The sequence below is a fragment of the Chitinophaga pinensis genome, from assembly GCF_007896845.1.
Classification (GTDB): Bacteria; Bacteroidota; Bacteroidia; order Chitinophagales; family Chitinophagaceae; genus Chitinophaga; species Chitinophaga pinensis_C.
The window spans coordinates 258306-281764 of sequence record NZ_VOHS01000002.1 but is presented as its reverse complement, the minus strand read 5'-3'; the positions used below and the strand labels follow the sequence as shown (position 1 = coordinate 281764).

Annotated in this window: 27 protein-coding genes; 25 read left to right on the top strand and 2 right to left on the bottom strand. The window is 44.2% G+C overall.

The window, feature by feature from the left end; all coding sequences use genetic code 11:
• Positions 1-53 precede the first annotated feature (53 nt).
• The 12 genes from FEF09_RS03125 (at position 54) to FEF09_RS03070 (ending at position 9618) form a co-directional block, all read left to right on the top strand.
• Complete coding sequence (locus FEF09_RS03125; RefSeq protein ID WP_146303658.1) at positions 54-620, top strand: hypothetical protein; 567 nt, start codon at positions 54-56, stop codon at positions 618-620.
• A 20-nt stretch (positions 621-640) separates the two neighbouring features.
• Positions 641-1270 (top strand): DNA-3-methyladenine glycosylase, encoded by a 630-nt coding sequence (locus FEF09_RS03120; protein WP_146303657.1) that lies wholly within the window; start codon positions 641-643, stop codon positions 1268-1270.
• 68 nt (positions 1271-1338) lie between these two features.
• Positions 1339-2487, top strand: a complete 1149-nt coding sequence (locus FEF09_RS03115) for a tetratricopeptide repeat protein (protein ID WP_146303655.1) — start codon at positions 1339-1341, stop codon at positions 2485-2487.
• 5 nt (positions 2488-2492) lie between these two features.
• Positions 2493-3080 (top strand): Crp/Fnr family transcriptional regulator, encoded by a 588-nt coding sequence (locus tag FEF09_RS03110; RefSeq protein WP_146303653.1) that lies wholly within the window; start codon positions 2493-2495, stop codon positions 3078-3080.
• 27 nt (positions 3081-3107) lie between these two features.
• The gene (locus FEF09_RS03105; RefSeq protein WP_146303651.1) at positions 3108-3743 is read left to right on the top strand and encodes a hypothetical protein; all 636 of its coding nucleotides are present in this window, start codon (positions 3108-3110) and stop codon (positions 3741-3743) included.
• Between the two features lie 416 nt (positions 3744-4159).
• Positions 4160-4660, top strand: coding sequence for a hypothetical protein (locus tag FEF09_RS03100; protein WP_146303650.1), 501 nt, complete (start codon positions 4160-4162; stop codon positions 4658-4660).
• An 11-nt stretch (positions 4661-4671) separates the two neighbouring features.
• The gene (locus FEF09_RS03095; protein ID WP_146303648.1) at positions 4672-5142 is read left to right on the top strand and encodes a hypothetical protein; all 471 of its coding nucleotides are present in this window, start codon (positions 4672-4674) and stop codon (positions 5140-5142) included.
• A gap of 166 nt (positions 5143-5308) precedes the next feature.
• Positions 5309-6001 (top strand): phosphoribosylformylglycinamidine synthase subunit PurQ, encoded by a 693-nt coding sequence (gene purQ / locus FEF09_RS03090; RefSeq protein ID WP_146303646.1) that lies wholly within the window; start codon positions 5309-5311, stop codon positions 5999-6001.
• 69 nt (positions 6002-6070) lie between these two features.
• Positions 6071-6526, top strand: coding sequence for a protein-disulfide reductase DsbD domain-containing protein (locus FEF09_RS03085; protein WP_012794594.1), 456 nt, complete (start codon positions 6071-6073; stop codon positions 6524-6526).
• Between the two features lie 116 nt (positions 6527-6642).
• The gene (locus tag FEF09_RS03080) at positions 6643-8619 is read left to right on the top strand and encodes a protein-disulfide reductase DsbD family protein (RefSeq protein ID WP_146303644.1); all 1977 of its coding nucleotides are present in this window, start codon (positions 6643-6645) and stop codon (positions 8617-8619) included.
• 237 nt (positions 8620-8856) lie between these two features.
• A complete protein-coding gene (locus tag FEF09_RS03075; RefSeq protein ID WP_146303642.1) occupies positions 8857-9408 on the top strand; it encodes a DUF6934 family protein in 552 nt (183 codons plus the stop codon).
• A 9-nt stretch (positions 9409-9417) separates the two neighbouring features.
• A complete protein-coding gene (locus FEF09_RS03070; protein ID WP_146303640.1) occupies positions 9418-9618 on the top strand; it encodes a hypothetical protein in 201 nt (66 codons plus the stop codon).
• 58 nt (positions 9619-9676) lie between these two features.
• On the opposite strand, the gene hisS is transcribed toward FEF09_RS03070, so the two are convergent.
• Together hisS and FEF09_RS03060 are read right to left on the bottom strand one after the other, a co-directional pair.
• The gene (hisS, locus tag FEF09_RS03065) at positions 9677-11026 is read right to left on the bottom strand and encodes a histidine--tRNA ligase (protein WP_186774176.1); all 1350 of its coding nucleotides are present in this window, start codon (positions 11024-11026) and stop codon (positions 9677-9679) included.
• A 25-nt stretch (positions 11027-11051) separates the two neighbouring features.
• Positions 11052-11489 (bottom strand): low molecular weight protein-tyrosine-phosphatase, encoded by a 438-nt coding sequence (locus tag FEF09_RS03060; protein WP_146303637.1) that lies wholly within the window; start codon positions 11487-11489, stop codon positions 11052-11054.
• A 688-nt stretch (positions 11490-12177) separates the two neighbouring features.
• Between FEF09_RS03060 and FEF09_RS03055 the strand changes: the two genes are divergently transcribed.
• The 13 genes from FEF09_RS03055 (at position 12178) to nuoK (ending at position 23455) form a co-directional block, all read left to right on the top strand.
• On the top strand, positions 12178-13101 hold the full coding sequence (locus FEF09_RS03055; protein ID WP_146303635.1) for a substrate-binding domain-containing protein: 924 nt from the start codon (positions 12178-12180) through the stop codon (positions 13099-13101).
• A gap of 38 nt (positions 13102-13139) precedes the next feature.
• The gene (locus FEF09_RS03050; protein ID WP_146303633.1) at positions 13140-14855 is read left to right on the top strand and encodes a tetratricopeptide repeat protein; all 1716 of its coding nucleotides are present in this window, start codon (positions 13140-13142) and stop codon (positions 14853-14855) included.
• Between the two features lie 163 nt (positions 14856-15018).
• Positions 15019-15411 carry an NADH-quinone oxidoreductase subunit A gene (locus FEF09_RS03045; protein WP_089811761.1) on the top strand — a complete coding sequence of 131 codons (393 nt, stop codon included), beginning with the start codon at positions 15019-15021 and terminating at the stop codon, positions 15409-15411.
• 97 nt (positions 15412-15508) lie between these two features.
• Complete coding sequence (locus FEF09_RS03040) at positions 15509-16072, top strand: NADH-quinone oxidoreductase subunit B (RefSeq protein ID WP_146303631.1); 564 nt, start codon at positions 15509-15511, stop codon at positions 16070-16072.
• Positions 16073-16234: 162 nt separating this feature from the next.
• The gene (locus tag FEF09_RS03035; RefSeq protein WP_261387307.1) at positions 16235-16669 is read left to right on the top strand and encodes an NADH-quinone oxidoreductase subunit C; all 435 of its coding nucleotides are present in this window, start codon (positions 16235-16237) and stop codon (positions 16667-16669) included.
• Positions 16670-16687: 18 nt separating this feature from the next.
• Entirely contained in the window at positions 16688-17902 is a 1215-nt protein-coding gene (locus FEF09_RS03030; RefSeq protein WP_146303627.1) for an NADH-quinone oxidoreductase subunit D, read from the top strand.
• 24 nt (positions 17903-17926) lie between these two features.
• Positions 17927-18412, top strand: a complete 486-nt coding sequence (nuoE, locus tag FEF09_RS03025; RefSeq protein WP_146303625.1) for an NADH-quinone oxidoreductase subunit NuoE — start codon at positions 17927-17929, stop codon at positions 18410-18412.
• A gap of 45 nt (positions 18413-18457) precedes the next feature.
• Positions 18458-19822, top strand: a complete 1365-nt coding sequence (nuoF, locus tag FEF09_RS03020) for an NADH-quinone oxidoreductase subunit NuoF (protein ID WP_146303623.1) — start codon at positions 18458-18460, stop codon at positions 19820-19822.
• Positions 19823-19844: 22 nt separating this feature from the next.
• Entirely contained in the window at positions 19845-20933 is a 1089-nt protein-coding gene (locus FEF09_RS03015; RefSeq protein WP_146303621.1) for a 2Fe-2S iron-sulfur cluster-binding protein, read from the top strand.
• A gap of 38 nt (positions 20934-20971) precedes the next feature.
• Positions 20972-22009, top strand: coding sequence for an NADH-quinone oxidoreductase subunit NuoH (nuoH, locus tag FEF09_RS03010; protein ID WP_012794576.1), 1038 nt, complete (start codon positions 20972-20974; stop codon positions 22007-22009).
• Positions 22010-22033: 24 nt separating this feature from the next.
• Positions 22034-22543: an NADH-quinone oxidoreductase subunit NuoI gene (nuoI, locus tag FEF09_RS03005; RefSeq protein ID WP_012794575.1), complete on the top strand. Its 510-nt coding sequence runs from the start codon at positions 22034-22036 to the stop codon at positions 22541-22543.
• A 48-nt stretch (positions 22544-22591) separates the two neighbouring features.
• Entirely contained in the window at positions 22592-23089 is a 498-nt protein-coding gene (locus tag FEF09_RS03000; RefSeq protein WP_089811756.1) for an NADH-quinone oxidoreductase subunit J, read from the top strand.
• A 48-nt stretch (positions 23090-23137) separates the two neighbouring features.
• The gene (gene nuoK / locus FEF09_RS02995) at positions 23138-23455 is read left to right on the top strand and encodes an NADH-quinone oxidoreductase subunit NuoK (protein WP_012794573.1); all 318 of its coding nucleotides are present in this window, start codon (positions 23138-23140) and stop codon (positions 23453-23455) included.
• Positions 23456-23459: the final 4 nt, after the last annotated feature.

Sequence of the window (23459 nt, the reverse complement as noted above, 5' to 3'; positions counted from 1 at the left end):
TATATGGGGCGGTTTTTTTATTTTAGTACCTTAGAAGAATAACAAGCGTTCACATGGAAGAATTTTATGATGCCGCCTCTGAGAAATACAAGAAGTATTTATTGCAGGTAGTGTATAACGACGAGACTTATTATACCGTGTCCGGTGCTGACCTGTCAGACAATGAGACCACCCGGTTATTGACTGATGCGGATGGCAAGATTTGCCTGTATGCCGACCTTCCTTCACTGAGAAAGGGGATAGAAGCGGGTGTTGTCACCTTTGACACGCCGAATCTGCAGGCCTGGGGAAAAGATATTAATGAAACAGATACCGCTTATACAGGCGTTGACTTCTTTTCGTTGAAATCGGAGCACCTTGAGGCGGATGATGATCCTTTGCTGTATGAGATTTATGGCGCATTGGGCGTAGTAAGGGATTATGCTGTACAGGAGAATTCCACGGAGTTGTTAACACTGCTGGACAGTCCGATTGTAAACGAATACATGGAAATCTGTGCAGATCTCTTCCTGTGGTCTTCGGATACGGATTCTTTCAGGGAAGATTTTGATTTTGATGCATTTGTGCCAGTGTTAGGTCAGATTTACACGCTGTTGGAGCCCCGTTTGAGAGTTGTTTAACGGAAAGGGACAAACTGAACTTGCATACCATCGCTTATCAGAAATTAACATCCGATTTTTATAATCGTCCTGATGTATTGACGATTGCCCGTGAATTGCTGGGAAAGATCATTGTTACCAGCTTCAACGGAGAGCTGACTGCTGCCCGTATTGTTGAAACGGAAGCTTATGCCGGTGTAACGGATAAGGCTTCCCATGCATACGGCGGCAGGCGTACAGCGCGCACGGAAATTATGTACCGGGAGGCCGGTACTGCTTATGTCTATCTATGCTATGGCATTCACCAGCTATTTAACATTGTTACCGACGAGACAGATATACCTCATGCTATTCTGATACGCGGAGCAGAACCCATTACAGGTGTACCTGTGATGCTACGTCGTACAGGGAAGAAAGTGGCAGATTTTACGCTGACCAGAGGGCCGGGTAATGTCTCTAAAGCATTGGGCATTACATTGGCGCATACGGGGGAATCTTTGCTGGAAGATGATTTCTACGTGGCCTCAGACGGTTTTGTACCCGTTGCCAAAGATATTATTGCCACACCCCGGATCGGCGTAGATTATGCCGGTGCGGATGCTTTATTGCCTTACCGTTTTATTATCCGTAACAATAAGTATGTCAGTGGGAAAGTAGTAAAAAGTGTATAGTTGAACAGGAATGAATTATCTTTAAATTATAATTTTTTTTAAGGGACAATCTCAATACCTATATTGTTATGCGCAAATTATTACCCCTGATCGTAGCATCCTTTTCGTTTACGGTTGTATCGGCTCAGAGCAGCAATCAGGAACAGGCGATCGCCAAAATGAAAGAGGCGGTTGAATTAATGGACAATGGTAAACTGGCTGAATCTATCACATTGCTGGATGAAGCGCGTAAACTTGATCCTGCTCAAATGGACATTGTTTATGAGCTGGCGCTGGCTAAATATCAGCAGAAAGATTTTAACGGGGCATTGAAGGATCTGAAATATCTGGTTAAACAGAATGCTGCCAACGGAAGAGTATACGCGATGATGGGGAATGTACAGGATGATATGGGGAAACCGGAAAAGGCGATTGATACATATGATGAGGGCCTGAAGAAGTTTCCGAAAGAGGGTGCATTGTATGTGGAAAGAGGGGTGATGGAATTAAAAAAAGGTAATAATGATGCCGGACTGAAATTTTTTGAAGACGGCATTAAGAATGCACCGATGCATTCATCCAACTATTACCGGGCTGCAAAATACTTTCTGGATTCGAAGAATGAGGTGTGGGGAATGATCTATGGAGAGATCTTTATGAATCTGGAAAGAGGGTCTAAGCGTACAGAGGAAATCAGTAAATTGTTATACTACACGTATAAAGGAGAGATAAAATTTGAGTCGGATACGGCTGCTTCTGTGAGTTTTGCCAGTAATAATATCGAACTGCGGTATGACCCTTCGAAGAAAAAGAAAGGAGAGACCGATCTGGCAATGATGTTATTGTCCTCCATTGGCGGACTTTCCTATGGTAACACGATCTATGAGAAGACGCTTGCGCTTGCGGTGATAGGAGAAAAAGCGATCAGTGTGGCATCATTACACCGCATACGTACAAAGTTCCTTGATCAGTATATTGCAGCAGGATATGACACCACTTATAATGTTGTCTTATTTGACTTTCAGAAAAAGGTAAAAGATGCCGGTCACTTTGAGGCTTATAACTACTGGGTATTGGGTCAGGGAGATGAAGATGTGTTGAGTGAGTGGGTGGGTGATCACAAGCAGCAGTGGGATGATTTTATCAAATGGTTTAAAGAAAACAGGATTCAGATAACAGACGAAAAGAGCTTTTCCCGGATAGGACTGAATGTCCGGGAGGCATCGGAAAAGGAATAGGAACAATGACAGAACTGGAATTGCTGGAAAAGACACTTAGCTCCTTTGCGGGGATGCCCGCAAAGGAGTTCGCTATGTCTTTACCTGACTGGCAGCTGAGAGAGTATAAGAAGGGAGAGTTTTACAATGAGTATAAGAATGTATGTAAGCACCTTGGATTTATTATCAGTGGTGTATTCAGAACATACCATGTCAACATAGAGACGGGAGAAGAGAAAAACCTGCTTTTTTTCAGTGAAAAGCAATTCGTAACGTCTTATAAAAGCTTTCTGACGCAGACGCCCTGTAACTATTACACAGAATCTTTAGTAGATTCGTCTATTCTGTATATCCATATCGATGACCTGAACAGGTTATATTCCGAATCGCATCAGTGGGAACGTTTTGGCAGATTTATAGCAGAACTTGCGTTTAATGAAGTGATGGACCACACAGAGGATATGATGTTTAAAACGCCTGAACAGCGTTATCAGCAGATGTTGGAGCGGCATCCCGGTATATTTAACAGTGTTCCGTTATATCATATCGCCTCTTACCTGGGTATTCAGGGGCCATCATTAAGCCGTATACGGAAACGTCTTTCCGGTAAATAAGCTATATACCATATCTCATATCTTATCATGAACAGACAACTATGCCTTGTCCTGCTATGCACAGCTTTCATTATCAGTTTATGCAGTCTTACGGGCTGTCATTATCAGGAGGCGCCTTCAGCCAAAGCTTACTTCAAGGGTACCGTCAGTCCCAGTGTGAATCAGCAGGTATTGGAAGGAAAGGTCAGGGACTTTTTTGACTGGTATACCAGTCATGTGGATGGGCTGGTTGACATTCAGCTGGTGGATAATTCCGGTATAGAAGACACCGGGTTATACAAGGTCAATTTTGACAGTACGGCTGCCTACCTGCATATATTATCTGAAGCAGGGATTTTCACCCACGATTATGTCGAAGACAAAAACGAGTATTTCCACCTCTGTGACAGCAGGATCCGTCAGGATAGTGTGCGTACAGAAACGCCTTATGGCTTTGATGCCGATCTGATTCTGCTGAATCAGGAGTATGAGGAAGATGTTTCCAATTTCAGTCAGGCAACGTTCAGCAATTACGTAGAAACAGAAAACGGGGCGTCTATTGATGTCACGATTGTGTATACCCTCCGGATCGATTTTGTCATTCAGGGGGATAGGCTGTTGATTGACAAGATTGACGTAGTGACTCCGGAAGAGGAGACAACGAGCGGGACGGGGCAACCCTGATACTGTTTTTGATGATCAGGCTGATGATTTATGTAGGGTTATATAATAGTCTTCCTATAGTCATCCTTCGTTAATGCTACGTTTTGAACGAAGGATTAACGAAGGATGACTATAGGAAGACTATTATATAAGCAATAAAATATGGGCTTGTCCTGAATGCCCCCTATTTGCTCAAAAGCAGGTGTTGACATGGTTTATATAGGGAGTATATACGACGAATCTATGCTTCATCACGTGGGAGAGCTGGCAAATGAGGGGTAGATTTACTTGATTAAGTAGGGGGAGATATTGGAGGTCTTTTTAAAGAAAATGAGCGAAAAGGGGATAACTATGCATGGATTTCATAATATTTTGATTTTCTCCTGCTTTAAAATACCTTTGGAACGCTTACAAAAGTTGAAAAGAGAAATCATATTGTGGTAAAGTTTTTCCGCTCAGGCAACCCCCTTACGGTAGTGTTGCTGTTGATGTATACAATCCTGGTAAAATTCTATTACCTGATCCATCCGTCCTCTTATCTGGCAGATGGGAATGAAGGGCTGTTATATGACCTGCTTGTAAAATGGATGGGGATGGTATTTGGTAAAAATCCTTTCCTTTTTACTTCGTTAGCAGTGCTGTTATTATTACTGCAGGCCTTGCTGGTGACTAAGATTGTCAATCACCAGCGACTTTTTGCCAAAACTAACTATCTGCCGGCGATGGCATATATGCTTTTTACCTCTTTATATCAGGGGTGGAATGTGTTTTCTCCGGGTTTGCTGGTAAATCTGGTGATGTTGTGGGTAATTTCCAGTATTACACTGTTATATACCCGTACTTCGGCCAGAGATGTGGTATTTAACATCGGGTTTGCTCTGGGGGTATGTGGTTTGTTTTATTTCCCTGCTACCATTTTTGTCTTCTCTTATGGTTAAGTCTTCTGATCATGCGTCCTTTCCGTCTGGCGGAATGGATTATTGCATTACTGGGGCTGATCTGTCCGATATATCTGCTGGGTACTTATTTATTCCTGACGGACCAGTGGGCTTTATTTGCCCGTATTCCACGAATTGGTCTGGAGGTACCTGTGATTGGTCATTATAAGGTATGGGGAGCCATGGCGATAAGCCTGTTCTTCTTTGCTGTGGGTTGGCTGTTATTGCAGCGTACCCTTAAAAAGATGCTGATTCAGGGACGTAAGATCTGGAGTGTGATGGCGGTATATGTATTTATTGCCATATTGATTCCTTTCTTCAATGTGCATTTTTCCCCGGCTTACTGGATACTGGCCATTCTGCCACTTTCTTTGTTTGTCGCAAATGCGTACTGGTCTATTGTTAATAACACTGTTGCCAATATTGTCCACATACTGACTTTGGCCTATGTAATCGTGATGCAGTACTTCAGCAGAAACTAGCTGTAATGCTGATGAGTTGTTAAAACCGGACGAGCGGCTATGGAAATGTGCGGACGGCGTAGTAATTTTGTGCCTTTCCGGTAATTTCGATCAATGGTTCAACAGCTATTAATTGCCGGATACAGGATAGATTAATATTTAGGACCGTAACTTTCAATAAATTAACATGAAATTTGGGGTTGTCACCTTTCCGGGCTCTAACTGCGATCACGATGTGATCGATGCCCTGCGCAAAGACCTTGGGCAGGAAGTGATAGAGTTATGGCATAAAGATTCTGACCTCAGCCAGTTCAGTACAACAGACTGTATTGTGCTGCCGGGCGGTTTTTCTTATGGCGACTATCTGCGTTGTGGTGCAATCGCGCGTTTTAGTCCGATGATGCAAAGCGTGATAGAATTTGCCGGAAAAGGTGGTCGTGTGATAGGTGTGTGTAATGGTTTCCAGATTCTTTGTGAAGCGGGATTGTTGCCGGGCGCTTTATTGCAGAACGGACATCAGCAGTTTGTATGTAAGAATGTATACCTGAAAAGTGATAATACATCAGCATCCCTGACGAAAGATGTTGCGGGCCGCGCATTAAAGATACCTGTAGCACATGGCGAAGGCCGCTACTATGCTGACGACGCCACGCTGGAAAGTCTGTTTGCCAATAACCAGGTATTGTTCCGTTATTGTGATGAATTTGGTAATGTTGTGGAGGACGCCAATCCGAATGGTGCGATGCGCAATATCGCCGGTATTTGTAATAAGGAGCGTAACGTATTTGGTCTGATGCCACATCCGGAGAGAGCAACCAGTACTATACTGGGTAATACGGATGGACAGCTCATTTTCCAGAGCCTTATCAATAATAACTGATTTACGAGTGAAAAGCACTCTCAATTTTTTTGAAATCAAGCCAACCAACCAGTTAAAAAAAATCTAAGTATGAGAAAATTACTGACAGCAGTTATTCTGTTTGCCCTGCCGATGCTGGCGAGTGCGCAGATAGAAAACCCGGTAAAATGGGATTTTACCGCTAAGAAAATCGACGCAACTACCTATGAACTGCACATGACAGCTACAGTAGAAAGCAACTGGCACCTGTACGCACAGGAGGCTGGCGAAGGTCCTGTTCCTACTTCCTTCAAGCTGACTAAAAATCCGCTTGTAACACCGGTAGGCAAGATCCGTGAAGTGGGCAAACTGCACAAGGCATTTGACAAGAACTTCGATTCCGAACTGAAATACTATGAAAACCAGGTTGATTTCGTACAGAAAGTGACCGTTAAGGGTAAGGCTGCCACTAAAGTAAAAGGTAGTGTAGAGTTCATGGTGTGTGATGATCACCAGTGTCTGCCACCAAAAGAAGTGGAATTCGCAATCAGCGTAGGAGGAAAATAAAGAAATTACGATACATGATGGCATCAACCGTCTGTTTGAGTGAATTGTAAACGAGTTCCCCAAGGAGCTCGTTTACTGTTTGGAATGGTTGAAAGTCTTTAAAGCCTATTAGTTATATGAAGCATTTGCTGACGTTCCTTATCCTTATCACCTCTGTATTTGCCGTAAAAGCACAAGACACCACTGCACAGGCATCTGTAGCAAAATGGGAATACACCGCGGAGAAGAAGGCCGACAAGGAATATATTTTACATCTGAAGGGTACTGTAGAGAAAGATTGGAAGTTGTTTTCCACTACCATGAAAGATGATGAACCTAATACCCGTGTAGTGGTGGACAGTATTGCAACCATTACTGGTATTACGGAGCAGGGCACGCTGAAGAAAGCGCCCGAAGCATTATTTGACAATCTTGAAATCAAATATTTCGAAGGTCAGGTTACACTGGATGTAGCGGTAAAACTGAACGGACCGGCGACAAAACTGGAAGGTGCTGTGAATTACATGGCATTGAAAGGAGATGAAGTAGTAGGACCGGAGGAAGTAAAATTCCGTTTTAATGTGGATGCTTCCGGTAATATCGTGAATGTGGCTGCCGGATTACAGGAATCAGCTGTTGCCGGACAAACGCTGAAGCGTGCTGCAATCGATATGGCGAATCCGCTGAGTAATTGTGGTGGTGCTGATCAGGAGGCAAAGAGTCTGTGGGGATTGTTCATACTGGGTATGGTCGGAGGTTTTATCGCATTGCTGACGCCTTGCGTATTCCCGATGATTCCATTGACAGTATCTTTCTTTACCAAGAAATCACAGGATAAGAAAACCGGTGTGCTGAACGCCACTATTTATGGTTTCTTCATCTTCCTGATTTATGTGTTACTGAGTCTGCCGTTCCACTTTCTGGATACGCTGGACCCTGAAATTCTGAATAACATTTCCACCAACGTATGGTTAAACCTGATCTTCTTTGTGATCTTCATTGTGTTTGCCATTTCGTTCTTTGGATATTTTGAAATCACTTTACCAAGTGGACTGGCCAGCAAAGTGGATGCAAAAACAAGTGTAGGAGGTATCATCGGTATCTTCTTCATGGCGCTGACACTGGCATTGGTATCTTTCTCCTGTACGGGTCCTATTCTGGGTTCATTGCTGGCAGGTTCTCTGTCTACCGACGGAGGTGCTATGCAGCTGACAGTCGGTATGGGTGGCTTCGGATTTGCACTGGCACTGCCATTTGCACTGTTCGCGATGTTCCCGAATCTGCTGAAATCACTGCCAAAATCCGGTGGCTGGTTGACTTCTGTAAAGGTCGTACTGGGTTTCATCGAGATTGCGATGGCGATCAAGTTCTTATCAAATGCTGACCTGGTAACACACTGGGGACTGGTGAAACGTGAGGTGTTCTTCGCAGTATGGATTATCTGTGGATTCCTGATCGTATTATACCTGTTGGGTAAGATCCGTTTCCCACACGATTCACCATTGAAGAAGATCAGCCCAACCCGTTGGATACTGGCGGCGATCTTCCTCGCGATGACCATTTATCTGTTGCCGGGCGTGACCAACACAAAATATGCAAACCGTCAGCTGATCAGTGGTTTCCCGCCACCATTGAGCTACAGTATTTATAAAAATGCGGCAAAAGGAGTGGAAGCAAACGTAGTGAATGACTATGAGGCAGCATTGAAACTGGCGAAAGAGCAGCATAAACCGATTTTGATTGACTTCACCGGATGGGCATGTGTGAACTGTCGTAAGATGGAAGAGAATGTATGGCCTGATGAGAAAGTGAAGACGCTGATAGAAGAAGATTATATTCTGGTATCATTGTATGTTGATGACAGGAAATTATTACCGGAAGATCAGCAGTTCCTTTTCACGACTAATACCGGCCGTAAGAAAGAGATCAAATCTATCGGTGATAAATATGCAACGATGCAGACTGAGAATTTTGTGAATAACTCTCAGCCTTATTATGTGTTGATTAGTCCGGATGAGAAGCTGCTCACCAAACCTGTAGGTTATACACCAGATGCAGGCGAGTATGCGAACTGGCTGAAATGCGGATTGGATGCATTTAAGAAGAATAAATAGTTAGTAAGTATATTTATTTTAAGTGGCTGCCTTGTAATGAGGCAGCCATTTTTTGTTTATATTAGTTCTACGTGTTTTTTGCACATTGTTAATCCATAAAACCATATCTATGATTGTTCTCTTTTAGGAGAATGTATAATTGTTAACCAACCATTTTAGCCAGAACCATTGATCTGAAAGTCATGCTGCAGGATGCGGCAGGGGGCTTCATTTGTTAATCTTAATCCAACCATTTTAATGAATCATTCACAGGACGTTTATAGCGTGCGGGGAGAAAGTATTCCCGAAGAAAAAGCGCTATTTTATTCTTTTGTCAGCAAGGGGAAAAAAGACATTACCAAGATCGTGTTTTATAATTATGTCAGGCAATTTAATAACCGGCCATTATTTAATATTGGTCTGGTTGATATTGACATTAAAACGGGTAAGATATCTGATGATGCCATCTCGGATAATGAAGACCAGTATCGGGTTTTTAACACCGTATTAAGTACAATTCCCAGATTGTTTGGCGTATATAAGGATGGTGTATTGATCGTTCAGGGAAGCGATAGCGGTCCTGAGTTTATTGAAAACTGTAAAAAAGTTGCACAAGGCATTGTGATACTAATAGGTGTCGTAAAGCACATCGAAGGATCAGTATTTATCGAAATTTTGTCAATAAACACTATGAAGTGTTCAACCAGCAGTTTTCATTTTATGGTACTGACGGAATTGAAGAAGATAGTCCGACAGAACCCTATAAAAAAGGCAGGGACTATAAGGGAATCATCATTGAAAAAAGATTAAATTAGTATTATGAGAATATTAGACATCCCAAAAGAATTATTGGTCACGGATGAAGAGATGAAGACAATGTCCGAATCAGAAATCCTTGACAGAGTTGGAAAAATAATTGCAACTGGAAAGGTGACTATTCCCAGACTTGTAGAGGAAGGAAATAAAATGGCTGATAAGCTGGAAGCAATGTGGCGTAAGCAAAACAATAATAATCTTTAAATTAAAAAAGGCGGATGTGCAATATGCACATCCGCCTTTTACATTTATCTCATGCAGATCAGAACTGATAATTTGCGAGTTCAGTCATTGCTATTTTTTCCTGTTGCCCTGTCACCATATTCTTGATACTCACCAATCCTTCTTTCACTTCACTTTCACCCATAATGATCACATAAGGAATGTTACGCTTATTCGCGTATTTCATCTGTTTATCCATTTTAGATGGTTCGTGGAAAAGTTCAGATGAAACACCTTTTGCACGCAGTTGCATTAACAGCTTGAATGCAGTGCCTGCGGTTGCCTGATCGAGGTTGATGAATAACACCTGTGTACCTTGTTGTGCGGTAGCCGGGAATAACTGGAGTTCTTCCAGTACATCATAGATACGATCTACACCGAAGGAGATACCAACACCGGAGAGGCCTGGCAGGCCAAACAGACCTGTAAGGTCATCATAGCGGCCACCACCACCGATGCTACCCATTTTAACGGAGGCAGGTGCTTTTACTTCTACGATCATACCGGTGTAGTAGTTCAGACCACGTGCCAGTGTAACGTCGAGGATAGGTGTTGTTTTGAACGCATCTGGTTGTGTGTGCAATACGTAAGACAGTTCTTCAATACCTTTCTGACCGGTAGGAGCGTCTTTGAACAATACACTCAGCTGTTGCAGTTTTTCTTCATTGGAGCCGCTGATATTGAGGAATGACTCGATTTTTGCAATTTCTTCATCAGCCAGACCACGTTCCTGCAATTCTTTCTTAACACCGTCCATGCCAATCTTATCCAGTTTGTCGATAGCGACAGTGATATCTGTCAGGAGTGCAGGCTGACCTACTACTTCTGCGAGGGCGCTTAATATTTTACGGTTGTTAATGCGTACTTCATATCCTTCCATACCGAGTTTGGTGAAAACGGTATCATATATCAGGAGTAATTCGATTTCATTGAGCAGGGAGTTGCTACCTACGACATCGGCGTCACATTGATAAAATTCACGGTAGCGTCCTTTCTGAGGTCTGTCAGCACGCCATACTGGCTGCATCTGGTAACGTTTGAAAGGCAGTGCCAGTTCATGTTGATTCATCACCACATATCTCGCAAAGGGAATAGTGAGGTCGTAACGCAGCGCTTTTTCGCACAGCAGGATACCAAGTTCGCGGCTGTCTTTTGCCTGTTGGGCGCGTCCGAGGATATCGCCGTTATCAAGGATTTTGAATATCAGTTTATCACCTTCTTCACCGTATTTACCAGTAAGCGTATCCATATTCTCCATCGTTGGTGTTTCCAATGGCTGGAAACCAAACAGTTCGAATGTTTCGCGGATGGTCTGGAAAATGTATTGCCGCTTTCTTACTACAACAGGTCCGAAGTCGCGGGTACCTTTTGGTATACTGGGTTTTATCATTATTAGTCAGTTATGCTTTGAGTAATTATTTTTTTCCTGCAACGATCTTTTCGCAGGCTTCATATATCATTTTGTATACCGGTTCGAACAGGGCATCATCGTACCATGGATCGGGTACCGGTTGCTGATCATCGAGCAGCAGTTGCACTTTTGCCTTGTCGTCTTCGGTATTGGCCTTCAGAATGATATCTCTGTAATTATTCAGGTCCATTGCAAAGATGCGGTCAAATTCGTCAAAATCAGTGGTCTGGAACTGACGCCCGCGCAGGCCGGATATGTCGATACCATGGCGCCGGGCTACTTTTACGGAGCGGTGGTCCGGCGGATCACCCACGTGCCAGTTGCCTGTACCGGCTGAATCTACTTCCCAGTTCAGTCCCTGCTGAACGGCAAGGTGCCTTAAAATACCTTCTGCCAGGGGCGAACGGCAAATATTGCCCAGGCATACCATCAATATTTTCATAATTTCCGCAAACCTACAAGATTTTAACATTATTTTATCGGGAGATCTGAATCTTGAAATATCGTGTGTTAGCCTTTATCCGCTTAAAATTCCCCAAAATGTTTCTTATGGAATTTTGTGCTTTTTGCATCTATATAGTAAGAATGAATAATACCATACTTTCTTTTTTATGCGTATGTATTCTTGTGATAATGTACGACATAGCTGGGAGAGGAGGCGTATTTAACATGCCTTTAACAAGTTCTTAAGTAATTAGATGTAGATTGAATATGAAAAAATGTGTGTATGCCCGACGTTTATAAAACCAGCCGCAGTGGCTGGTTTGCCAATATAAGTTCTGGCATGCAATCGGATTTTTTTAACAATCTTCTAAAAGAACAGGTATTTATTTGGAAATATTTTTTTGTATACTTGTAATTCGCTAACAATGCTAATGCAACAAGAAAGATCTGGAAACACGCGGACTGAGGTAAATTATCGTTCGCTCGGGGAATTAATCAGGGGTATATTTTTTGTACTCTTTGGACTGTATGCAATATTTGCGCAGAAATACGGCCTGGGTGAATTTCAAATTTCTCAAACTGTACTGAATATTTTGGGCGGTGTACTAATTGCGTATGGCCTTTTCCGTGTATATAGAGGAGTAAGGTATCTATTTCATCAAAAGGGTTAAATAAGAGACGAACATATGTTTACCAGATTAATCAGGCATGGCCGGATAGCAACTATCCTGTTAGCAGCGACAGCTTTACTGGCCTCTTGCGGACAGGCCAACACGTCCGGGGAAGAGCGGGATACGCCAACTTCAGGTACCATCAGAATAAGCGTGGATGAAACCTATCGTCCATTGATGGAAGCAGAGATCAAAGTTTTCGAATCTTTGTATAAGAAAGCGCATATCATTGCTGAATACAAACCTGAGGCAGATTGCTTCAAGGACCTGTTGAATGACAGTTCAAGGCTGATCTTTGTAACCAGAGATTTTAATGAAAAAGAGACTGGCTATATAAAAGAAAAGAAGATTGCTCCACAGAGCATGTTATTAGCATGGGACGGAGTTGCACTGATTACTAATCACAGTAATCCGGATACCATCCTCACGATGGACCAGGTGCGGAAAATTATGGACGGAACTGATTCCACGCAGAAACGTCAGATAGTTTTCGATAATCAGAATTCAAGCACGGTAAGATATGTCCTCGATTCAATCAACAAGGGGAAACCGTTGCCGTCTGGTGTGATGGCTGCGAAAACTAATCCTGAAGTGATTGATTATGTGGCAAAACTGAAAAATGCGATTGGCGTAGTAGGGGTGAGCTGGATCTCCGATCCGAATGACTCTGCCTCTATAGAGTTTACAAATAAAGTGACGGTGGTAAAGGTGAGAGCAGATTATGGTTCAGAATTTGTAAAACCATATCAGGCATACATCGCTCTTGGCTCCTATCCCCTCAAACGTGGTTTATTCTTTTGTCTGAAAGAACCATATGGAGGATTAGGATCAGGGTTCGCCACTTTCCTGGGGAGTTATGAAGGACAGATGATCATTTCAAAATTCAGACTGTTCCCTGCGAGGTTGAACGTGGTATTCAGGGAAGCGAACATTAGGTAAAAAAACTAACACAACTAAAATTTAAAACCGGATTGCTCATGAACAGACGGAAAAGTTTAATTGTTGCAATGCTGTGCGTCGCGAACGGCGCAATGGCTCAATCTGTGGAAGATGGATTGAAAGACCTGTATTATGGCAAGTATGAAACAGCCAAGCAGACGCTGGAAAAAGTTATTGCAGCTAAACCTACAGAAGACAAAGCATATTATTATCTGGGTATTGCACAGTTAGGAATGCATGATGACGCCGGTGCCGCTGCTACTTTTACAAAAGGGCTGCAGGCTGTACCGACTTCTTCGCTCCTGCAGGTAGGTATGGGTCGTCTTGACCTGAAGAAAGGTGATGCAGCTGCTGCAAAACAGAAATTTGATGCAGCCAGCACAGCAACTGAAGGCCGTGATGGCGATGTAGCACGTGCTATCGCTGATGCCAGCAGCGAAATCAAAGGTGGCGACCGTGGTTATGCATTGTCAGTAATGGAAAAACTGCTGAACAATGAAGGCCGTAAGAAAAAACAGATCTACAATCCAATTGCTGCCGATTATATCGAATTAGGTGATGCTTATCGTTACCTGGGTGGTGAAAATGGTGGTAAAGCCATCACTTCCTACGATAAAGCACTGGAACTGGATCAGAACAACGCAGAAGCGGTAATGAAACAAGGTCTGGTAAACTACAACGCAAAACTGTTACAGGATGCGGTAAACGACTGGACTAAGGCTACCAACATGGATCCTAACTATGCTCCTGCTTATTTCGAACTGTATCAGTTCTATATTACTCCAACCAAAGCGCAGCTTTCTCTGGAAAACGCAGCGAAATATCTGGAGAAATATATGGCAGCAGTAGGTGAAGGTGCTGGTAAAGTGGAAAACGAGTACAACCTGGCAGCGATCTCTTTCTACAGAAAGGACTATGACGCAGCTATCAACAAAGCAAAAGGTGTACTGCCACAGACAAATGAAACTAACAAAGGTAAATTCGTTCGCCTGCTGACAGATGCTTATCTGCAGAAAGGTGATACTGCTACCGGCAGACAGGTAATCGAAGAGTACGTAAAAACTGTAGGTGACAGCAAACTGGAAGCGAACGACTACAAACTGTTGAGCGCTATCTATCAGCAACACGTTACAGATTCTGCACAGGAAGCTGTGAACGATTCACTGGCTGGTCTGTACATGGAGAAATATGCACTGGCTGATACTGCCAAAGACGCTGAAAAATACAGAACAGTTGCAGAGAACTTCAAATCTATGCACGATTTCAAACGTTCAGCTGAATGGTATGGCAGACTGGTGAATGATTTCACTGATGAGCAGAATACCGGTAAAGTACAGGATATGTTCTTCAAAGGTACCATGGAAATCTATGCACGTCAGTACGATGCAGCAGATTCAACATGGGGCGCTTTCGCTGCTAAATACCCTAACAACGAAGCGTTAGGTATCTACTGGAGAGGCCGTGCTAACATGGCGAAAGATCCGGAAGCAAAAGACGGTGCTGCAGTACCATATTTCCAGAAATTCTTTGAGATCAAAGGTGATGAGAAGATGAAACCAGCTCAGCTGATGTTCCCTTATCAGTACATGATGATCTACTACTACAACAAAGATGATCAGGCGAATATGAAGATCTGGATGGATAAAGTAACAGCTATCGATCCAGGCAATGCAACTGTAAAGGCTATCCAGGAAAACATGGATAACAAGAACAAAGCAGCAGCTGCAAAACCAGCTCAGGGTAACAAGAAATAATTACTCAGAACGTATAAAAAAAAGCCTTCTGTCTACGGACAGAAGGCTTTTTTATTGCCGGTTGGCGAAAAAAGATAATATTTTAATCCTTCATAAGATTTGATTTTTGCATTAGTTAGCCTATTTTTGCTCATTCGGAGAATTATTTTATACAGGGAAGCTTATGTTTACAGACACAGTACTATTGTCAGCGACTACTCCTTTCAGTTACTTTCCAATTGTGATGCAGCTCTTGGCTGCACTCGGCTTTGTAGGCGTTACAATGATCGCAACTCACTTTTTAGGTCCAAAGCGTAAAACAAGCGACAAACTTGCTACCTTTGAAAGTGGTATCGAACAAAAAGGGAATGCACGTCAGCCAGTAGCCATTAAATACTTTCTTACCGCCATTCTATTCGTGCTTTTTGACGTGGAAGTGATTTTCTTTTATCCTTATGCGGTGAATTTCAGGGGTTTAGGATGGGACGGTTTCATGGCTATGTTACTTTTCGTAGCGTTCTTTTTATGCGGTTTCATCTACATCCTTAAGAAGGGTGCGTTGAAGTGGGAAGACTGATTTTTATATAATTATTGCAGAGAAGATTGCCGATGGCTGGCAGTCCTGTGTGCGTTTAGGTCAAATCTGATTTTGGAAATTTTAAATCTGACATGGTATGGCACGTCCGGTTCAGTATAATGAAAAGGTGAAGACTGTAGCAGTACCCGAGGGGTACTCCGGTGAAGGTTTTTTTGCTACGACTTTTGACCAGGTAATTGGTCTGGCTCGTAAGAATTCCATCTGGCCGCTGCCATTCGCTACCTCCTGCTGTGGTATCGAATTCATGGCGACTATGGCATCTACCTACGATATGTCCCGTTTTGGCTCTGAAAGAATGGCCTTTACTCCACGCCAGTGTGATCTGTTGATGGTAATGGGTACAATCTCTAAAAAGATGGCACCTGTATTACGTCAGGTATACCTGCAGATGGCTGAACCTCGTTGGGTAGTGGCTGTAGGTGCTTGTGCGAGCAGCGGTGGTGTATTTGACACTTATTCTGTATTACAGGGTATCGATCAGGTAATTCCGGTAGACGTATACGTACCAGGTTGTCCTCCGCGTCCTGAAGCAATTATCGATGGCTTCATGCGCGTACAGGATCTGGTAGGTCAGGAAAGCCTGCGTCGCCGTCATAGCGATAAATACAAGGAATTACTGAACTCTTACGGTATCCAGTAATTCAACCAGGAGCTATTCAATAGATAGGTCAATTCTACGACTAGTCAAATCTGAAATCGAAAATCTGAAATCGTAATGTCTTTGACAAACGACTATATAAAGCAAAGGTTAGCAGAAAAGTTTGGTGAATCAATCAGCCAGGTGGAAGAATCCTTTGGGACAATGTCATTTACGGCACCCAAAGACCTGAACCTGAAAGTAATGCAGTTCCTGTACGATGAAGAGGAGCTGCAATTTCGTTTTTTAACGGACCTCACTGCCGTACATTATCCTAACAGGACGGGCGAGGAACTTGCAGTAGTATATCACCTGTACAATTTTAAAGAGCGGGTAAGACTGCGTATGAAAGTGTACACCAGCATTGAGGATACCCGCGTATTCACAGCTACCCGGCTGTTTGAATCAGCCAACTGGATGGAAAGGGAAACATACGACTTCTTTGGGGTGAACTTCGTTGGGCATCCTAACCTGAAACGTATCCTGAACGTGGACGAAATGACATATTTCCCCATGCGTAAGGAATTTCCGCTGGAAGATCAGACCCGTACCGATAAGGACGACGAAATGTTCGGCCGCGGTGGGCATATTGGCATTTAATAATTTATTCGTTTGAACATGTCAGAGCAACATATCACACTGCCGGAAGGCTCTATTGAGAGGCAGACACAAACCCTTAACCTGGGACCTACGCACCCCGCTACACACGGGGTATTCCAGAATATATTGGAAATTGACGGTGAGCGTATTGTGAGTTCGGAATCAACGGTAGGTTATATCCACCGCGCATTTGAGAAGATCGCTGAACGCCGTCCTTATTACCAGATCACTCCTTTAACAGACCGTCTGAACTATTGTTCGTCGCCTATTAATAACATGGGATGGCATATGACGGTAGAAAAACTGCTGGGCATTCAGACGCCTAAGCGTGTAGACTACCTCCGTATTATCATCATGGAACTGGCCCGTATCACTGACCACCTGATCTGTAACGGTGTGGTAGGTGTGGATAGCGGCGCCTTTACCGGTTTCCTTTACCTCATGAAATACCGTGAACTGGTATATGAGATCTATGAGGAAATATGTGGTTCCCGTCTTACTACCAATATCGGTCGTGTAGGCGGTTTTGAGAGAAACTTCACACCTGCTGCTTTCGAGAAAATAGAACGTTTCCTGAAAGAATATCCGGTAGCCCTGAAGGAGTTCGAAACCATGATGAACCGTAACCGTATCTTCATGGAAAGAACGCAGGGAGTAGGTCCTATCAGTGCTGAAAGAGCCATGAACTACGGCTTCACCGGTCCAAACCTGCGTGCTGCAGGTGTAGACTATGACGTACGTGTGGCACAACCTTATTGCTCTTACGAAGATTTTGAATTTACTATACCTGTAGGTACTACCGGCGACTGCTACGACCGTTTTCTGGTGCGTAACGCCGAAATGTGGGAGAGCCTGAGCATTATCCGTCAGGCGATGGATAAAGTGAAAGAGCTGCCGTCAGATGTATACCACGCAGATGTACCTGCATACTACCTGCCGGAAAAGAGCGCAGTATATACCAAAATGGAAGCGCTCATCTACCACTTCAAAATTATCATGGGTGAATCTGATATCCTGCCGGGTGAATTATATAATCCGGTAGAAGGCGCTAATGGTGAGTTAGGATTCTATCTTATCAGTGATGGTGGCCGTAGCCCATACAGGCTGCACTTCCGCCGCCCATGTTTCATATACTACCAGGCTTACGGAGAACTGATCAAAGGCGCTATGCTGAGTGATGCCGTTATCTGTATGAGTAGCCTGAATCTGATCGCAGGTGAACTGGATGCTTAATTTTTAATTTTTTCTTTCATAGTTATGTTTTCTGAAGAGAAGCTGAATAAAGTAAAAGAGATCATCGCCCGTTACCCTGCAGGGAAACAGAAGAGTGCCCTGATTCCGGTGCTGCATCTGGCACAGGAAGTATCTGGCGGATGGCTTAGTTCGGAGACCATGGATTACGTGGCTTCCCTGCTGCAGATCACGTCGATCGAAGTGTACGAGGTGGCTACCTTTTACTCGATGTTTAACCTGCAGCCTGTAGGCAAGTACGTATTCGAAGTATGCCAGACAGGCCCATGCATGCTGCGTGGTTCAGATAACATCGTTGACTATATTAAAAAGAAACTGGACATCGGTGTAGGTCAAACTACAAAAGATGGACTGTTCACCCTCAAAACAGTAGAGTGCCTGGGCGCCTGCGGATATGCTCCGATGATGCAGCTGGGTAAACACTACCGTGAGCACCTGACCCCTGAAAAGGTAGATGCAATCATTGAGGAATGCAGGAGTAAAGCAAACTAAAACTTTGAATGACCGGTACGCCGGTCTACAATCATAAAAAGTAAGATGGGACGCAAACTACTTTTTGACAAAGCGCACATAGAAGGTATCCGGTATTACGATGTATACCGTGCCAACGGAGGTTACGGATCGGCTGAAAAGGCGCTCAAAAGCATGAGCCCTGAACAGGTGCTGGAGGAAGTAAAGAAAAGTGGACTGAGAGGTCGTGGTGGCGCCGGTTTCCCTACCGGTATGAAATGGAGCTTCATTGCAAAACCAGAGGGTGTTCCCCGTTATCTGGTATGTAATGCGGACGAATCTGAACCGGGTACGTTCAAAGACCGTTACCTGATGGAGTTTATCCCTCACCTGCTCATAGAAGGTCTGCTCATCTCCAGTTATACACTGGGTTGTAATTCCTGCTATATCTATATCCGTGGCGAATACGCCTGGATTCCGGATATTCTGGAAGAAGCAATCGCTGACGCTAAAAAGAACGGCTGGCTGGGTAAAAATATTCAGGGTACCGGCTTCGATCTCGAAATATATGTACAACGCGGTGCCGGTGCTTATATCTGTGGTGAGGAAACTGCCCTGATCGAGTCACTGGAAGGTAAACGTGGTAACCCACGTATCAAACCACCATTCCCGGCTGTAAAAGGTCTGTGGGATTGTCCGACGGTTGTGAATAACGTAGAAACACTGGCTACCGTAGTGCCTATCCTGCGCATCGGTGGTGAAGAATATGCGAAATACGGTACAGGTAAATCTACCGGTACCAAGCTCATTTCTGCCTGTGGTAACATTAACAAACCGGGGGTTTATGAAATAGAAATGAACATTTCCGTAGAGGAATTTATTTATTCTGATGAATACTGTGGCGGTATTGCCAATGGCAAACGCCTCAAGGCCTGTATCCCGGGTGGTTCTTCCGTACCTATCCTGCCAGCTAACCTGCTGCTGAAAACAGCTAAAGGTGAGCCGCGTATGATGACTTACGAAAGTCTGGCTGACGGTGGCTTTGCAACCGGTACTATGTTAGGTTCCGGTGGTTTCATCGTACTGGACGAAGACCAGTGTATTGTGAAAAATACCCTCACGTTTGCCCGCTTCTATCATCACGAGAGCTGCGGACAGTGCAGTCCCTGCCGTGAAGGTACCGGTTGGATGAAACGCGTACTGCTGAACATCGAGAACGGTAAGGGTAAAATGAGTGATATAGACCTGCTGTGGGATATCCAGCGTAAAATAGAAGGTAACACCATCTGTCCGTTAGGCGATGCTGCTGCCTGGCCGGTAGCTGCTGCTATCCGTCATTTCCGTGATGAGTTTGAATGGCATGTGCTGCATCCTGAAGAAGCAACCAAACGGAATTACGGACTGGCTCACTATGCAGATCCACTGGAAATAGCTGCTCCTGCTGCTGTATAAGAATCAATTTAAGCGATGCAAAATGGCTGAAGAAAAGAAACTCTTTAAGGTTAAGATCGATAATATCTCCGTGGAAGTGGAGCCGGGCACTACTATTCTGAATGCTGCCCGTCAAATTGGTGGAGACATCGTGCCGCCCGCAATGTGCTACTACTCCAAACTGAAAGGTAGCGGTGGTAAATGCCGTACCTGTCTGGTGAAAGTATCCAAAGGGTCAGATGCTGATCCCCGTCCTATGCCTAAACTGGTAGCCAGCTGCCGTACCACTGTAATGGATGGTATGGAAGTGGCGAATATCACCTCTCCTGAAGTGCTGGAAGCACGTAAAGGTGTGGTAGAATTCCTGCTGCTGAACCACCCGCTGGATTGCCCTGTGTGCGATCAGGCCGGTGAATGTCACCTGCAGGACCTGAGCTATGAGCATGGCGCAGACAGCACCCGCTATGAATTCAAGCGCCGTACATTCGATAAAATCGATATCGGCGATAAGATACAGTTACACATGACCCGTTGCATCCTTTGCTACCGTTGTGTGTTCACCGCTGATCAGCTGACTGAAAAGCGTGAACATGGCGTGCTGGGTCGTGGTGAAGCTGCTGAAATCGGTACTTATATTCAACAGTCTCTGGACAACAACTTCATCGGTAACGTGATCGATGTTTGTCCGGTAGGTGCACTGACTGATAAAACCTTCCGTTTCAAAAACCGTGTATGGTTCCTGAAACCGGTAGATGCACACCGTGAATGTAATGATCCTAAGTGCTGCGGTAAAGTAGCCCTCTGGATGCGTGGCGACGAGGTGTTCCGCGTAACCGCCCGTAAAGACAAATATGGTGAAGTAGAAGAGTGGATCTGTGATACCTGCCGTTTCGATAAAAAAGAAGTGAAAGACTGGGTGATCGAAGGCCCACGTAAAATAGAGCGTCAGAGCGTAATCTCTCAGGGTCACTATGTAGGTGTACACAAGCCGAAAGATACTCTGGTAGATGTACTGGATGGCCGTCAGCCGAAACTGCTGCTGGATATCCATAATATCAGCGAAGTGAATAAGCCTACCATCGACCTGTCACAGATCAATGGTCCGGCACACTCCGACGACTTTAATAAGTAATGATTCATTCGTAATTCGTAATCGATAATTCGTATTTGATGACTATAGACTGGTTCTTTATCCTTGAAAAGATAGTGCTGATATCCGGCGTATTGGCGATATCACTGGTAGTGGCTATGTATTCTACATGGGGTGAAAGAAAAGTAGCTGGTATTATTCAGGACAGGATCGGCCCGAACAGGGCTGGTTTTATGGGTCTGCTCCAGCCGCTGGCGGATGGTGGTAAACTGTTCTTTAAAGAAGAGATCATCCCTGGCAATTCCAATCGTTTCCTGTTTATTCTTGGTCCGTCTCTGGCTATGATCGTAGCCTGTATGACCAGCGCCGTAATTCCGTGGGGAGATACACTGACCATCGCCGGTCACACTGTTTCGCTACAGATAGCGGATGTGAACATCGGTATCCTGTATATTTTCGGAGTAGTGAGTTTAGGTGTATACGGTATCATGCTGGGTGGATGGGCTTCCAACAACAAATATTCTCTTCTCGCATCTATCCGTGCGGCTTCCCAGATCATCTCCTATGAGCTGGCAATGGGCTTGTCACTGATCGCACTGCTGATGATGACAGGTACTTTAAGTCTGAAAGAAATCGTTGAGCAGCAACGCCACGATGGTTGGAACGTATTGTATCAGCCACTGGGTTTCCTGATATTTCTGGTATGTTCATTTGCAGAATGTAACCGTACACCATTTGACCTTGCAGAAGCGGAGAGTGAACTGAATGGTGGTTATCACCTGGAGTACTCTTCCATGAAACTGGGTTTTTATCTGTTCGCGGAATACATCAACATGTTCATCAGTTCTGCGCTGATGTCCAGCCTGTACTTCGGAGGTTATTCCTTCCCGGGTATGGATAGTCTGGGACTTGCGCCCAATCTGGTGACCATTCTGGGAACGGCGGCATTGTTCATCAAGATCATCTGTTTCCTGTTCTTCTTCATGTGGGTACGCTGGACCATTCCGAGATTCCGTTACGATCAGCTGATGCGTTTAGGCTGGAATATCATGATTCCGCTGGCACTGGCTAATATGTTGATCACAGGTGCGATCGTACTGTATCGCAGTACACATTAATTAACGACTTATTATAATAGCAATATGCAAGCTTTAACAAGTAGGGCAAAACAGGTAGACCGCAAACCGATGACTTTCATTGAGAGTATCTATTTGTGGAATATTATAAAGGGGATGATCATCACCTTCAAGCATATCTGGAAAAGGAAAGAAACGGTGAAATATCCGGAGCAAAAACGTGAGTTCAGTCCTGTGTTCCGTGGTCTGCACATCCTGAATAGAGATGCGGAAGGACGTGAGAACTGTACTGCGTGTGGTCTGTGTGCGGTAGCTTGCCCTGCGGAGGCTATTACCATGGAGGCAGCTGAAAGAAAAGCGGGAGAAGAGCATCTGTATCGTGAAGAGAAATATGCAGCCCGTTATGAGATCAACATGCTGCGTTGCATTTTCTGTGGTTTTTGTGAAGAGGCTTGTCCGAAAGATGCGATCTATCTGACAGAAACATTCGCACCTGCTAACTACAAACGCGAAGGTTTCATCTATGGTAAACAGGATCTGTTAATACCAACTCCTGCAGAAAAGAAAAAAGCATAATTAAAGACAGTCTTAGCAAAAAAATATAATAGTCATTTAGCAATGGGAATGAGCTTACAACAAATCGTTTTCGGGGTACTTTCAATCATCTCTATTATATCCGCTCTGGGCGTGATATTGAGTAAGAACCCCGTTACCAGTGTTCTTTGCCTGATCGTTACCTTTTTCACTATCGCCGGGCATTACATTATGCTGAATGCACAGTTCCTTGCGGTGGTACATATCATAGTATATGCGGGTGCTATCATGGTATTGTTCCTCTTTGTGATCATGTTGATGAACCTGAACGCAGAAATAGAACCACAGAAGCGTAACTGGCTGAAATATGCGGGCGCTATCAGTGGCGGTGCACTCCTGCTGGTATTGCTGGGTGCTCTCCGTGAAGCTGACGTAACTCCTCTGCAGCCCGGATCAACCGATATCGGATTGATCTCCAACCTTGGTAAAACTTTATTCAGTCAATACGTAGTTCCATTTGAAGTAAGTAGCATCCTGTTCCTGAGTGCAATGGTAGGCGCCGTTGTAATCGGTAAAAGGGAAGCGTAAACCACAACAACTGTTAATCGTCATTGATCAATTTGTAATTCTTTAAAGATGCCTGTTCAATATTACATTTTCTTAAGCATTGCACTCTTTTGTATCGGGGTGATGGGTGTGCTGATGCGCAGAAATGCCATTATTATTTTCATGTGCGTGGAATTGATGCTGAATGCAGTTAACCTGCTGCTCGTAGCCTTCTCTAAGATGTGGGCAGATGCAGGTCGTGTGGATGCCGGCGGCGCACAGATCTTTGTATTCTTTATCATGGTGGTTGCCGCGGCGGAAGTTGCTGCAGGTCTGGCCATTATCGTGATGGTGTACAGGAATTCACAGTCGGTGGATATTAATATCATGAACAGGCTGAAGAACTAAGAAC

Coding starts and splice junctions, on each gene's coding strand:
- hisS (WP_186774176.1), bottom strand. CDS start 11,026: ATGATAAAACCCAGTATACCAAAAGGTACCCGCGACTTCGGACCTGTT.
- nuoI (WP_012794575.1), top strand. CDS start 22,034: ATGCAAGCTTTAACAAGTAGGGCAAAACAGGTAGACCGCAAACCGATG.
- FEF09_RS03110 (WP_146303653.1), top strand. CDS start 2,493: ATGACAGAACTGGAATTGCTGGAAAAGACACTTAGCTCCTTTGCGGGG.
- FEF09_RS03115 (WP_146303655.1), top strand. CDS start 1,339: ATGCGCAAATTATTACCCCTGATCGTAGCATCCTTTTCGTTTACGGTT.
- FEF09_RS03070 (WP_146303640.1), top strand. CDS start 9,418: ATGAGAATATTAGACATCCCAAAAGAATTATTGGTCACGGATGAAGAG.
- FEF09_RS03075 (WP_146303642.1), top strand. CDS start 8,857: ATGAATCATTCACAGGACGTTTATAGCGTGCGGGGAGAAAGTATTCCC.
- FEF09_RS03040 (WP_146303631.1), top strand. CDS start 15,509: ATGGCACGTCCGGTTCAGTATAATGAAAAGGTGAAGACTGTAGCAGTA.
- FEF09_RS03000 (WP_089811756.1), top strand. CDS start 22,592: ATGAGCTTACAACAAATCGTTTTCGGGGTACTTTCAATCATCTCTATT.
- nuoF (WP_146303623.1), top strand. CDS start 18,458: ATGGGACGCAAACTACTTTTTGACAAAGCGCACATAGAAGGTATCCGG.
- FEF09_RS03030 (WP_146303627.1), top strand. CDS start 16,688: ATGTCAGAGCAACATATCACACTGCCGGAAGGCTCTATTGAGAGGCAG.
- purQ (WP_146303646.1), top strand. CDS start 5,309: ATGAAATTTGGGGTTGTCACCTTTCCGGGCTCTAACTGCGATCACGAT.
- FEF09_RS03060 (WP_146303637.1), bottom strand. CDS start 11,489: ATGAAAATATTGATGGTATGCCTGGGCAATATTTGCCGTTCGCCCCTG.
- FEF09_RS03080 (WP_146303644.1), top strand. CDS start 6,643: ATGAAGCATTTGCTGACGTTCCTTATCCTTATCACCTCTGTATTTGCC.
- nuoE (WP_146303625.1), top strand. CDS start 17,927: ATGTTTTCTGAAGAGAAGCTGAATAAAGTAAAAGAGATCATCGCCCGT.
- FEF09_RS03015 (WP_146303621.1), top strand. CDS start 19,845: ATGGCTGAAGAAAAGAAACTCTTTAAGGTTAAGATCGATAATATCTCC.
- FEF09_RS03055 (WP_146303635.1), top strand. CDS start 12,178: ATGTTTACCAGATTAATCAGGCATGGCCGGATAGCAACTATCCTGTTA.
- FEF09_RS03045 (WP_089811761.1), top strand. CDS start 15,019: ATGTTTACAGACACAGTACTATTGTCAGCGACTACTCCTTTCAGTTAC.
- FEF09_RS03035 (WP_261387307.1), top strand. CDS start 16,235: ATGTCATTTACGGCACCCAAAGACCTGAACCTGAAAGTAATGCAGTTC.
- FEF09_RS03095 (WP_146303648.1), top strand. CDS start 4,672: ATGCGTCCTTTCCGTCTGGCGGAATGGATTATTGCATTACTGGGGCTG.
- FEF09_RS03050 (WP_146303633.1), top strand. CDS start 13,140: ATGAACAGACGGAAAAGTTTAATTGTTGCAATGCTGTGCGTCGCGAAC.
- FEF09_RS03105 (WP_146303651.1), top strand. CDS start 3,108: ATGAACAGACAACTATGCCTTGTCCTGCTATGCACAGCTTTCATTATC.
- nuoK (WP_012794573.1), top strand. CDS start 23,138: ATGCCTGTTCAATATTACATTTTCTTAAGCATTGCACTCTTTTGTATC.
- FEF09_RS03125 (WP_146303658.1), top strand. CDS start 54: ATGGAAGAATTTTATGATGCCGCCTCTGAGAAATACAAGAAGTATTTA.
- FEF09_RS03085 (WP_012794594.1), top strand. CDS start 6,071: ATGAGAAAATTACTGACAGCAGTTATTCTGTTTGCCCTGCCGATGCTG.
- nuoH (WP_012794576.1), top strand. CDS start 20,972: ATGACTATAGACTGGTTCTTTATCCTTGAAAAGATAGTGCTGATATCC.